Genomic DNA, 12,317 nt, shown 5'->3' with positions numbered 1-12,317 from the left:
CCAGCTCAGGAGGGTTCGAATGGTAAATATATTGGAAACTGTCATCGATGCCATGAAATCACTGACAGTTCAAGACGAAGACCAACCACTTCATGTTGGAGAGGTGATGTCATGCTGGATTTACTTAGCAGGACTTGAATTGGCTAAAGCATCTGTTCAAGCAGGTATTAATACCACGACAGATGCCGAACTAAAAGCAATTCTTGAAGAAGATATGAAATTAGGAACCAGTCAAAGAGAACGACTCCATGATTTCATGATTAAGGAAGGAATTCCGCTGCCTCCTGCCCCTGAAGATATGCCAAAATCAGACTCTAATAGTATCCCTCTTGGAGTTAAATTAACGGATGATGTGATAGCAAACGAATTATCATTAAAAATCGTAAGTTTAATTATGCGTGCAGCTGGTGCTGCCTCTGAATCGATTCGCACAGATGTTGGTTTATTATTTATTCAGTTTCAAACTGAAAAATTTTCCTTCGCAGCGAGATTAAAACATTTAATGCGTAAACGTGGATGGATTAAAGTACCACCTTTTTACATACCGCCTGGTTCTCAACAACCATTAAGTTAATGGGATACATAGCTACATGAAATAACCGTGAATAATTAATAAAGAGCTAATGACTAGTCCGATTCTTCATACGAAGGTCGGCTTTTTCTTATTCCACTTTGATATTCTATTTACTGGGAACGTATGGGTGAATTGGTTTGGTGTTTCTTATATTTTATACGTCTTTTATACGTTGTTTGTTCGTGTATGTATATCTAAGGAAAGCATCCTCTTTAATTTTCTTCTTTAAGTAACTTTGCAGGGTACTAAATTAAGAGGAATTGGTAGTTTCTTTCCTAAATTAAGGAATGTGATTATTTGGAAAAAATGCCGCCACTATTAGGGAATCTTTCCGAAAATCAGGTGGTTATCATAAAGCTGTTGGTGAGATTTTCGAATGTAAACTATAGACCAGGGGGGGACAGTCCCCCTGGTCCATATTACTTTTTGAAAATTCTATAATTTGGTATGATGTACTTGGTAAAGAAAGTAAACAGAGGGAGTGGGTAAAAATATGGAATACATAACACTTAATAATGGGGTAAAAATGCCAATTGTCGGGACTGGTACAAATACGTATGGAAAAGAAAATAACGATTATTACGGTGCGTTAAAAAGTGAAATTCCTGAACTTGTTTCAGCACTTGAATTAGGATACCGATCAATAGACGGAGCCATTAAGTATCGAAACGAAGAACTTGTGGGTAGAGTGTTAGCAGAAAGCAATGTGCCTCGAGAAGAGTTATTCATTACGACAAAGGTTCCAGCCAATGAAGAATATATTTCTTCAAAGGAAGCTACTCGAGCAGCGATTGATAACAGTCTAAAAAACTTCCAAACAGACTATCTCGACCTGCTTCTGATTCATTTCCCGATCGAAGACAAAGTACAACTTAAAAACACGTGGGAAGTCTTTGAAGAATATTACGAAGCGGGCAAACTAAAAGCAATCGGCGTATCAAACTTTGGAAAACATCATCTAGATGAATTGAAAGAATTCGCGAAAGTAAAACCAGCTGTTAATCAAATACAAATTAACTTAAAAGAACCTAACCAAGATCTCCTAGCCGTATTACAAGACGAGGGCATTACACCTGTTGCCTGGGGACCGATGAAAGCCGAAGACCACCAAAAAGAAGTGTTGAATGAAATCGGTAAAGCCTATCAAAAAACTGGTGCACAAGTCTTACTGAGATACCAAATCCAACGAGGTGTGGTCGTTATTCCAAAATCACATAACCGTGAAAATCAAGCATCTAATCTAGATCTTTTCGATTTCGAATTAACTGCAGAAGATGTGGAGAAAATTAATAACTTATAATTCGTTAATCCTTCATCCTAGAGAAATGAATAATATCGCGGGGATGAAGATTTTTTCAAAACTAGAGTTAAAGAGTAGAGCTGTCATAAGGGCAGCTTTTTCTTGTTGTGCTAACGAAGCAGGTTAATGGAATAAGATAAATTGAAATTCATTTCTCTTAAACTAATAGGGTGCTATCTTAATAACGAAGGATTGCTTGTTCTCACCCAAGCTGAGTCTAAATTTTACATATGTACAATCCTCAAAACCCTGTAGTGCATAAGTTAAAAAGGACTCATTTAAAGGCAGGTGAATTTTATGCATTCAGGTCAATCTTGGGGGCAATGGCATCAGCAGCATCCTCACGGTACTTGGCAACAGTGGCAGCAACAGTACCATCCACAGCAACAGTTTCCGCATGGCTCTTGGCAGCAGTGGCACCAGCAACATCCTCATGGTACTTGGCAACAGTGGCAGCAGCATCACCATCCGCAGCACCATCCGCATCACCCATTCGTCCCTTGGCACTTATGGCACCAACAGCATCCACACGGTACCTGGCAGCAGTGGCATCAAATATATCAAAGGAGTTAATGGAATTATTGAATTAGTGGTGAAATATTTACCACCTAATTATTTAAAGGTTATCATTATACAGTTTCGGTGGCGATGCTTCAATTACGAAGGATCGCCATTTCTTACTGAAGTAACGGGCCGGTTGGCGGAATAAGAAATGTGCAGATGTAAAATGAGAGTAGTAGGTTCCAAATGACACACTAAATCTTTTTTTTTTGGACATACTGAGCCACCATTAAAGGTATTGTATTGGCTGAAAGCTTACAAGAAAAAGAGGTAAAATTGCGCCTCTTTTTCTTTTTTTACTTAATCTTCTGATGCAAGCACGCCATCAATTTTAGTTTTTGCTGACTCAATAAATGGCTTAGAATCATCGATATCAGTTTTAGCCATATCCAATTGAGCTCTATCTAACTCACCTAAAGTTGGATCTAATGCCATTGCTCTATCAATGAACGCCTTTGCTTGATCAAGTTGAACTTTAGCTACGTCTGTTCTTCGCTTCGCTTCATTTAAAAGCGCTCTACCTTGTGGATTAGCCATAATATTCCCTCCTTTCGTTTTAGAAGTCTTTTAATTTTATGTATTTCTATTAACAAGTGATTGGACAAGCATGTATTTTAAATGCCCTTTTTTTGTATTTTAGATCGAGAAAAAGTGTAATTAAAGTAATGGGGGCAAGAGTACAACGATACTGTTCAGACGGAAATAAAAAAGGACGATTTCCATATGAATGGTGATCGTCCTTCTGCAACTAATGGGGGAGATAGTGAAAGAACGGGTATCGCTGAGGCGAGCCTTCCTTGTTAGCAGGATAATCAATAAGAAGAATATGCCTTATGTCTCAACAGACAAATATTATTCATTAAGAAAGGGATGATTACGATGACAAAATTATCTTATAGCGGTTTTATATAAAATGAAATGTGAGTAAGAAAAGTTTCAATGTATATATATTAAAATCGATGTAACTTTGTGAACTGGTATACTTAAACGGGTAGCAAGAGTTCAAAAAGGACTGTTGCGGCAAATCTAAAGAAGGGCCTAGAAATATTTCCAGGCTCTTACGTTATTGTATAAATGCTGCTTTTTGGATCACTTCATAATTTTTATGGTTGATAATGGTTACGTTATTTTCAAAAGAAATATCCGTTGGATTTTTAAGTATTTTTATCATTACCGAGCTTTCATAAACCTTTTCCACAATACCTATAATTCCTTTGTTAGATCGAATCTGATCTTTTACTTCTGCTATTTTCAAGAAGCCTCACCCTTTTTTATTTTCTAATTTACACTAAGTTTTCTGAAAATTCAATCCCCTAAAGATTTGAAACACAATTAAAATATTCTATTTATCAAAGTATTGCATAAGGATAAAAAAAGATTGTGAAAAAATGTACTTAAGCTAATGGGTTAGTGAAAAAATATATAAACATTTATGAAAATATGGTATTTTTATACAGTGATTCTAGTAGAAAAATCGAAGAAGATGTAATAGTCAGCTAGTAAACCAAAAATTCAGGTAAACTTTAAATTAAGGATAAAAGGTTCCTGCAAAATTTTATTATCAAGGAAGAGAAGTAGCAAGATGGAAAATGAAAACTACTGAATGGTTCAAGTCATATTTAGTAATTGAAGAGGAATGTCCTATACAAGAGCAGAATTTTTCATTGGTCTTTTTCAAGCCATTTTCTATATTGGTGACTAACAATTTCAAGTAATTTATATTTATTTAATAATGAATATGAAGTGATGTACTAAATGAACTACGGTCAAGAGTTTAAGATGGGATCGCTGTTTCGGGCTCTTTTTCTTATTGAGCTAACGAAGCGGGAAATTTAATTGTAACTATGTTATGTTGGGGATAAATAATCAATACTTTAATGGTAAGGAGATAAGATATTGAGTAAGACAAGCAATACTGAGATTATTTTGGAAAGAATTTCTGATGCGTTTTATTCGTTAGATAAAGATTTAAAATTTGAATACATAAATAATGTAACAGAAAGTCTCTTACAAATTAACCGTGGAAAGGCGATTGGACAATATATAAATGAAGTATTACCACATAGTGATATACAGAAATTTGTCAAGCGATACAAAAGGGCTTTATTAAAACAAATTCCGGTAGAATTTAAAGAGTATTTTAACAATAGATGGTATGAGATAAGGGCTTTCCCGTCAGCTGATGGTTTGTCCGTATTTTTTAGAGATATTACAGAACAAAAGCAAGAGTATCAAAAAATGAATTATCTGGCTAATTATGATGTTTTAACAGATTTACCCAACCGATATTTTTTTAAAAATTACTTAAATGATAAGCTACAACCTCCTGAAGTGTCTATTGCAGTTATATTTATATCTATGAACAAAATAGAAAAAGTAAATGATACATTTGGTCATGAAACAGGTGACCAATTAATTAAACAAACTGCAGAACGTCTAAAAAGGATTGTAGAACCAGTAGGGTTTATTGCTCGTTATTCTGGAAACGAGTTTCTTGTCGCTATGGAATACCGTGATGAAAAGGAGATATTGTCTATTATTGATCAAGTAATGGAATCGGTTTCTAGTCCATTTTTAATTAATGGTTTTGAACTAAATACTTCAATATGTATGGGCATAAGTCAGTCTCCAAAGGATGCACAAAATGTAGAATTCCTAATGAAACATGCTGCATTCGCTATGAATAGAGCTAAAAGAGCAAGTGGTAGTAATTTTAAGTTTTACTCCTTTAATGAGGGTGAAGGAAGCATTGACCCATTAAAGTTGGAAGTGGAGCTTTATAAAGCTATAGACCGCGATCAGTTATTCCTCCACTATCAACCTAGAATAAATTTAAATACAGGGAAAATAGTGGGTGTAGAAGCGTTAATTCGTTGGGAACATCCCGAGTGGGGATTGGTTTCACCTGAGATATTTATTCCAATAGCTGAAGAAACAGGATTAATTATACCTATAGGTGAATGGGCTTTGAATGTAGCTTGTAAACAAAACAAATTATGGCAAAAACAAGGATTTAATACAGTAGTTTCTGTCAATTTGTCAGCAATTCAATTTAATCAACCAAATTTAATTAATACAATTGAAACTGTTCTTAAAAAAACAGGACTTGAACCACATTTTTTAGAAGTTGAAATCACTGAAAATATGGCAGCTGATATAGACAGTACAATTTTAATGTTACAGCGCCTAAAAAGGATAGGTATTCTTATAAGTATTGATGATTTTGGAACTGGATTCAGTTCTCTTAGCTATTTAAAATATTTCCCTGTAGACACCTTAAAGATTGACCGATCATTTGTTAGAAAACTTCATAACAATCCTGATGATGAAACAATTGTTAAAACAATCATTACGATGGCTCATAATTTAAACTTGAAAGTAGTTGCAGAAGGAATTGAAACAAAGGAGCAACTTGTTTTTCTGCAAAATTATTTATGCGAAGAAGGGCAAGGTTTTTTCTTAAGTAAGCCGTTACTAGCCAATGAATTAGAACAAAAACGTTCTAGCATTGAACAAATTGTCGAAGACCAAGGGATCCCTGGGGATCTAAAAGAAAAATTGCGGTTGAAAGAATTTTATGAAAAAGCTAAAACAGAGTTACAAGATACTGTTCGATTACAACAAGGTATGATTTTCAAGTTTAAAAAAATTAATGATCGATTTATTCATACACTTTGCGATGGGGAATTACTCTACCGGTTTGGAATGATTCCTTCTCAAGTTATTGGTAAAAGTTTAGAGGAGTTTCTGCCTCATGAAAATGCAATCGAAAAAGCTTCCTTCTACAATAGGTCATGGGAAGGAGAAGAATTTGTTACTTATGAAGACGAGTTTAATGGAATTTGTTATTTAGCCACTTTACGCCCTTTAAAAAAGGGAGGAAAAGTAGTTGAAGTTATTGGGTCCTGTATTGATATAACAGCACGAAAAAAAGCAGAGAAAGCTTTAAAAGAGAGTGAGTTTAAATATCGCCTTATTACGGATAATATGACTGACTTAATAATGTTATTGGACATCAATGGAAAAATATTATATTCATCACCGTCCTTAGCAAATATTATCGGTTACCCGTTAAGGTCATTTGTAGGTGAAAGTTCATTTGATTTAATACATCCCGAAGACAAACAAAACGTAATAATGGAGTTTCAAAAAGTATTAGACACTAAAACACCAGCTAGTGTGGAGGCTCGATTTTTGACAGGCAGTGGAAATTCCGTATTATTTGAAGGTGTTGGTACTCCGGTACTGGGGGAAAATGGAGAACCAGAATACTTTATTGTGGTTGGAAGAGATATAACCGAAAAAAGGATAAAAGAAGAAAAGCTCTCAAAGGCTGAAAAACTATCTGTTGTTGGTCAACTTGCAGCAGGAGTAGCACATGAGGTTAGAAACCCTCTAACGTCAATAAAAGGATTTATCAAGCTTCTTGAACAAGAGAGCAGCAACAAAGAATATTTTGAAATCATTTTTAGAGAATTTGAACAAATTGAGGGAATTCTAAAAGAATTTTTAACTCTTGCAAAACCACAGGAGATACAGTTGAAAAAGGTTAATATTCAAACTATTTTTAAAGACGTTACAATATTACTTAAGCCCGAAGCCAATTTGAGAAACGTAGTGATTTTACAAGAATTTCAACCAAATCTTCCACAAGTTTTGTGCGATATGAAACAAGTTAAACAAGTTTTCATTAATATAATAAAAAATAGCATTGAAGCAATTCCTAATGGAGGATTTGTGAAGATTGAGGGTTCTGTAGAAGATGGAAATCTCCTAATCAAAATAATTGATAATGGAATTGGTATAAATAAAGAACGTATTAAACGGTTAGGTGAGCCGTACTACAGCAATAAAGAAAAAGGTACGGGTCTGGGCTTAATGTTATGTTATAAAATTGTTCGGCAGCATAATGGGAGCATAATAGTAAAAAGTAAGGAAAACCATGGTACAACGGTTGAAGTTAGGTTACCAATAAATACATCACAATAAATGTGCCTAATCGATTTAAAAATATCAAGGCAATTTGGAACTGGGATAGTCGAAATAAAACCCATTTGCAAAAGGTAAACACTGACAAGGTGTATTAAGTATTAGAATATTACAAGCCTATCATTTGCCATGTAAAGTATCGGAACATATTTAAGGCAAGTGTTTTAGACGCCTTTTACTATCCAAAAGTTGATGGGAAAAGATGTCCAGAATCTGCTAGATACTTGAATAAAAAATATTTAAAAACCAACACTAAATTGAATAACTTCGGAAAGGCTGTGTTTTTATTGAATCAAGAAACAAAAGTTGCTAATGAACTCCAAAAAATGATGACCTGGAACCTAGTTCCTGTATCAGTTCAAGAAGATATAAATGAGATTTGCGACAGTTTAATGAATGGATCTGTAACACTATATGATTTGGAAAATCGAGATCCCTATGTGGTAGAAATCATTCATAAAGCAATGAATCAAGCAGGAAAAGAACACAAATCAAATTTCGGGAAATGAACCGGTGAGCCCTAAATCAAGAAGAAAAAATGAATAATTTTGAATGAACTAATACTTCTCTAATTAGATCAATGTTGATAGACACATAAAAATAAATATAAAATGGATTGGCTCAAATCCAACCCCAACCCCTTAACATTACCATTACTGCTTATATTGGAGCTCTTCTTGTTCCATTTGTTTAATACCGGGCTCAATACTGTCAATTATAGCTTTAGATTGTTGTGCAGCATTTTGGTATAGTTGCTTATTTTCAATCTGTAAAGAAAGCTTGCTTGTACACTTTTTAACCCTCTAAAGTTTGGTTTACTTGAGTTGCAACAGTCATCTTATCTAGAGATATTTTCTTAAACACATCCAATATTAATAATATAGTTGTTCAAAAAAGCCCTTAGATTTAAATGATCTAAGGGCTTTTCGTATGCATTTAAAGGGATACAGCAAATTTTTACGGCTACACCGACGAAAAAAGGTACCTTGCTCCATTTAACCTGTGGGAAAGAGAGCATTACAATAAATCTTCTCCAATAATAATCTAAGAAAGAATCATTAAGTCTCGTCCAAACTGTTCTGTAAGAATAATGCTAATTTGACTGTTTTAAAAAACTCACCCAACTTCTTACTTTAATTGGAGTAGAGGAAAGTGGTTCCATCTAAAGTATATTCCTAAAAATCATTGGGAAGTTTAGTAAAGAATGTGAGCACTGCGCGCAGCGTTTAAATTTTTTAAGAAAGATGGGAAATTTATTGTTAAAGCTGAAAGAATTATATTCAGACCTTCAAAACCAAACTGAAAAAGCAATAAAAGAAATAGAAAATTCTGATCACCCGATTGCGATTTTACTTCTAACTATTTTGAGAGAGCAACTGGAAATGATTAAAAAGCTAATGCAAGAGCTTTCAAATGATGGGGCCGAACTAAAGAACATGACAGAATTTCTGACCATTATTTATCATGATAATGAAATAGCCAACCCTACATTTCGAGCATGGAAAAGAGCGGTTGAATGGATGCGTCTTCCATACCTGGAATCAGTGAGAAATTTGGAGCCTTTGTTCCAGGAAATTAAGACCAACCTTGAACACGCAGCTGCCGAATTGGAAAGGATTTACGGGGCTAAGCAAACGAAGTATATCATTCCTTCTTTTTACATATCTGCCCTTCGCTAACAGCAACATCTTTTTTTCTCACAACTACTATCCAAGGAGGAAGATCAATGTCCTGGGAAACTGAAAGAACCGATATAAATGTGTACAGCCAGGGAGATATTGATAAGTGGGTGTACAGTACTTGTAATATATGCTCAATCGGCTGCGGCTGCTATATAGCTGTGAAAGATGAGAAGATAGTTGGAATCAAGGGGAACAGTGCACATCCCATTAACAGAGGCAGACTTGGCCCCAAAGGGGAAAATCAGTGGTATGCCAATAACAGTCCCGACCGTTTGTTAACTCCCATGATCCGTGATTCTTCCGGAAAGTTGGTCCCTGCAACATGGGATGAGGCGATGAATTTAATGGTAAAAAAAGCGACTGATTCTCTAAAACAGAGAGGGTCAAATAGCATAGCCATCTATTCAACCGGACAAGGTTTCTTGGAGGATTACTATACAATCGCAAAAATCGGCAGGGCTGGCTTGCAAACTCATTTACTAGATGCAAATACCCGGCTTTGTACAGCTACCACCGAATTTTGCTTACTACAATCATTTGGTGCAGATGGCAGCCCTGCTTCCTTTGATGATGTAGACGAAACTGAAACGCTAATGTTGTTTGGACACAATGTAGCTGAAACGGGTACAGTGCTGTTTGAACGGATAATGAACCGTAAGAAAAAAACAGGAAAACCGTTCATTATCACTGTTGATCCTAGAAGAACACTGACAGCAAAGGCCGCGGATATCCATCTTCAGCTTTATCCTGGAACAAATGTGGCTCTTTTAAACGGAATCCTTCATTTGATTTTAAAAAATGGCTGGGTTGATCAAAACTTTATTGATAATCATACAATTGGGTTTCAAGAAATGGAGGAATCCGTAAAAAATTGGACCCCGGAGAAAACGTCTGAAGTAACGGGGGTACCTATCGACTTAATCCTGCTTGTGGCAGCACAGCTTGGGAAAACTCCATCACTAATCACCACCACTCTGCAAGGAATCTATCAAAGCGCTGATGCGACAACAGCTTGTGTCGCCATCAATAATTTGCATTTGATTAGAGGGTTAATTGGCAAGCCAGGCTGCGGACCATTCCATATGGCAGGACAGCCAAGCTCATCCTCCAACCGGACAGCAGGCGGAGTGGGAACTTTTCCGGCACAGCGGAATTCGTCCAATCCGTCACATATACAAGAGATGGCAAGGCTATGGAATGTAGATGAAGCAAAACTTCCGGTGGGACCGGAAAAGGGTATTGAGGAACAAATTGATATGATGGAAATGGGCCAAATCGGCTTCTTTTGGAATATCGGCACCAATCCCATGGTTTCTCTTCCGAATAGACGGCGGGCCAAAGCAGCATTTGAAAAAACATTCGTTGTAGTTCAGGACCCTTTTTTAACTGAGACAGCGACCGTTGCGGATGTTGTTCTGCCAACTGCTTTATGGGGGGAAAAAGAGGGAGTAATGGAGAATACAGATCGAACGATAAATTTATTAAGAAAAGCCGTAAACCCTCCGGAAGGAGTAAGAACTGATTTTGAAATTTTGTTAGATTTTGCAAAACGGATGGGCTTAAAGGATCGTGATGGAAATCCGTTAATTGCTTACACAACAACAGAAGAATGCTTTGAAGAGTGGAAAAATGTCTCTCGTGGCCGTCCTTGTGATATGACCGGGATAACTTACGATAAGTTAGAAAAGTATAATGGCCTTCGCTGGCCTGTAAATGAAGAGCATCCTGAAGGTATAACTAGACTATATACTGATTTTAAATTTCCTACAGAAACAGAATATACCCAGAGTTTTACGAAACATCAATTTACAGGACGGCCTTTAACAAAAAAAGAATATGAAAGGAAAAATCCAAATGGCCGGGCCATCCTTTATCCAATCACCTATTTGCCGCCTGCTGAGCAGCCAACAAAAGAGTATCCAATGTGGCTGACAACAGGACGACTTGTTTGGCATTGGCATACCAGGACAAAGACGGCTCGATCACCTCTTTTGCATGTAGCTGCTCCCCAAGGATATGTGGAAATCAATGAGGCAGATGCAGAGTTACTTTCTCTTCTTCCTGGAGAACTTATACGTATCTCGTCCCCACGTGGATGGATTGAGGTTCCTGCAAGAATTGGAAATGTGGTACAAAAAGGACTAGTATTTGTTCCATTTCATTTTGGCAGTTGGGAGAGACGGGAAGCTGCAAATGAGTTAACAGCTGATTTTACAGACCCACTATCCAAACAGCCAACATTTAAGCAATCAGCATGTAAAATCGAAAAGTTGCGGACCCAGCATATTGTTACTGAAGAAGATACTTTACAATCGCTTGCTAATCAATATGGCATTTCTGCTGATAATTTACAAAAAGCCAATGCATTAATTTCACCCTATGATATTCAAATTGGGAAGATACTTGAGATACCAGCATCAACCCTAAATGTACCAATACCACCGTATTTACCAGAGTGCAAGGATGGCTCGTTTTAAAAAAGGGATTTTTATCTTTGTGAATAAAAAAGAACTTCTATGTAAGATTTTTAACAGGTTTACTTGTGAGGTGCAATAAGGTAAATCACAACCCTAACCACATAGGAAATCATATAACCTTTCACAACACAAATCACAGTATATTGTACAGTCCATAAGGCTTTGAGATAAAAATATCTCTAAGCCTTATTTTCTTTATTGGACTAAAGCAACCGTAAGTGTACAAGTTCATTAGACAGTGTTTGATAAGTAAGGGAAGAAATTTCCCTTAATTAGCAATTAAGATCAAGAATAACTTAAATAGGCGAAGAAATTTCCCCTATTGACTCAAAAAACTTCAGAATTGGGGATTTTGCTTTGTTTAAGCGAAAAACCTTCCCTTATTTACGCCGAAATGAGCCCTATTCTCCATTTAGCGGAAAAATTTCCGCTTATTTTATTACCACTAGTTACTCAATTAAGGATAAGACTTCTTATGTTTCAATGCGTTGGGGGAGTTTAAAAATTCACACACCCTCCAATACCTTGTGAATTAGAAAATGATAAGCAATTAAAATTCTCTAAAATGGTGATAAATCAATAAAAATCGCACTGTGAATCATATTGTGAATTCAAGTGTGTTTTGCTGTGTGGTTTTAAATGATTGCACCTCTAAAGTGAACCCGTTGAAATATTTTTCCCTTTTTATTTCTTCCCGGGGTTCTAATTTAATTTTCAAAAAAGCCCTCAGATTA

General features: G+C 36.0%; 9 protein-coding genes and 1 pseudogene. 7 read left to right on the top strand and 3 right to left on the bottom strand.

Annotation, left to right across the window (positions count from 1 at the left end; all coding sequences use genetic code 11):
* The first annotated feature begins 19 nt into the window (after nt 1-19).
* Together ACZ5AE_RS16145 and ACZ5AE_RS16140 are read left to right on the top strand one after the other, a co-directional pair.
* Nucleotides 20-574, top strand: a complete 555-nt coding sequence (locus ACZ5AE_RS16145) for a DUF3231 family protein (protein ID WP_464565501.1) — start codon at nt 20-22, stop codon at nt 572-574.
* A gap of 493 nt (nt 575-1,067) precedes the next feature.
* Nucleotides 1,068-1,874 (top strand): aldo/keto reductase, encoded by an 807-nt coding sequence (locus ACZ5AE_RS16140; protein WP_464565499.1) that lies wholly within the window; start codon nt 1,068-1,070, stop codon nt 1,872-1,874.
* A gap of 295 nt (nt 1,875-2,169) precedes the next feature.
* Here the strand turns inward: ACZ5AE_RS16140 and ACZ5AE_RS16135 are convergent, their stop codons facing one another.
* The 3 genes from ACZ5AE_RS16135 to ACZ5AE_RS16125 all read right to left on the bottom strand — a co-directional run bounded on the left by ACZ5AE_RS16135 (nt 2,170) and on the right by ACZ5AE_RS16125 (nt 3,690).
* Entirely contained in the window at nt 2,170-2,403 is a 234-nt protein-coding gene (locus ACZ5AE_RS16135) for a hypothetical protein (RefSeq protein ID WP_464565497.1), read from the bottom strand.
* Nucleotides 2,404-2,735: 332 nt separating this feature from the next.
* On the bottom strand, nt 2,736-2,972 hold the full coding sequence (locus tag ACZ5AE_RS16130; RefSeq protein WP_464565496.1) for a hypothetical protein: 237 nt from the start codon (nt 2,970-2,972) through the stop codon (nt 2,736-2,738).
* 526 nt (nt 2,973-3,498) lie between these two features.
* Nucleotides 3,499-3,690, bottom strand: a complete 192-nt coding sequence (locus tag ACZ5AE_RS16125; RefSeq protein ID WP_464565495.1) for a DUF2187 family protein — start codon at nt 3,688-3,690, stop codon at nt 3,499-3,501.
* A gap of 283 nt (nt 3,691-3,973) precedes the next feature.
* Here ACZ5AE_RS16125 and ACZ5AE_RS16120 point away from each other — a divergent pair.
* From ACZ5AE_RS16120 to ACZ5AE_RS16100, 5 genes and pseudogenes are all read left to right on the top strand, one after another.
* A pseudogene (locus ACZ5AE_RS16120) lies at nt 3,974-4,137 on the top strand (tubby C-terminal domain-like protein); the annotation flags it as partial.
* A 194-nt stretch (nt 4,138-4,331) separates the two neighbouring features.
* Entirely contained in the window at nt 4,332-7,424 is a 3,093-nt protein-coding gene (locus ACZ5AE_RS16115; RefSeq protein ID WP_464565493.1) for an EAL domain-containing protein, read from the top strand.
* Between the two features lie 224 nt (nt 7,425-7,648).
* Nucleotides 7,649-7,933 (top strand): hypothetical protein, encoded by a 285-nt coding sequence (locus ACZ5AE_RS16110; protein WP_464565491.1) that lies wholly within the window; start codon nt 7,649-7,651, stop codon nt 7,931-7,933.
* A 735-nt stretch (nt 7,934-8,668) separates the two neighbouring features.
* Nucleotides 8,669-9,103: a hypothetical protein gene (locus ACZ5AE_RS16105; RefSeq protein WP_464565490.1), complete on the top strand. Its 435-nt coding sequence runs from the start codon at nt 8,669-8,671 to the stop codon at nt 9,101-9,103.
* Nucleotides 9,104-9,150: 47 nt separating this feature from the next.
* Complete coding sequence (locus tag ACZ5AE_RS16100; RefSeq protein ID WP_464565488.1) at nt 9,151-11,583, top strand: molybdopterin-dependent oxidoreductase; 2,433 nt, start codon at nt 9,151-9,153, stop codon at nt 11,581-11,583.
* Nucleotides 11,584-12,317 lie beyond the last annotated feature (734 nt).

Source organism: Neobacillus sp. S1227 (assembly GCF_055385255.1).
Note: the sequence above shows the minus strand (reverse complement) of the source record. Positions and strands in the feature narration are given on the sequence as shown.

What these genes read in the sequence shown, in the direction of transcription:
- ACZ5AE_RS16130 (WP_464565496.1), bottom strand. Translation starts at nt 2,972, where the DNA reads ATGGCTAATCCACAAGGTAGAGCGCTTTTAAATGAAGCGAAGCGAAGA.
- ACZ5AE_RS16105 (WP_464565490.1), top strand. Translation starts at nt 8,669, where the DNA reads ATGGGAAATTTATTGTTAAAGCTGAAAGAATTATATTCAGACCTTCAA.
- ACZ5AE_RS16140 (WP_464565499.1), top strand. Translation starts at nt 1,068, where the DNA reads ATGGAATACATAACACTTAATAATGGGGTAAAAATGCCAATTGTCGGG.
- ACZ5AE_RS16145 (WP_464565501.1), top strand. Translation starts at nt 20, where the DNA reads ATGGTAAATATATTGGAAACTGTCATCGATGCCATGAAATCACTGACA.
- ACZ5AE_RS16100 (WP_464565488.1), top strand. Translation starts at nt 9,151, where the DNA reads ATGTCCTGGGAAACTGAAAGAACCGATATAAATGTGTACAGCCAGGGA.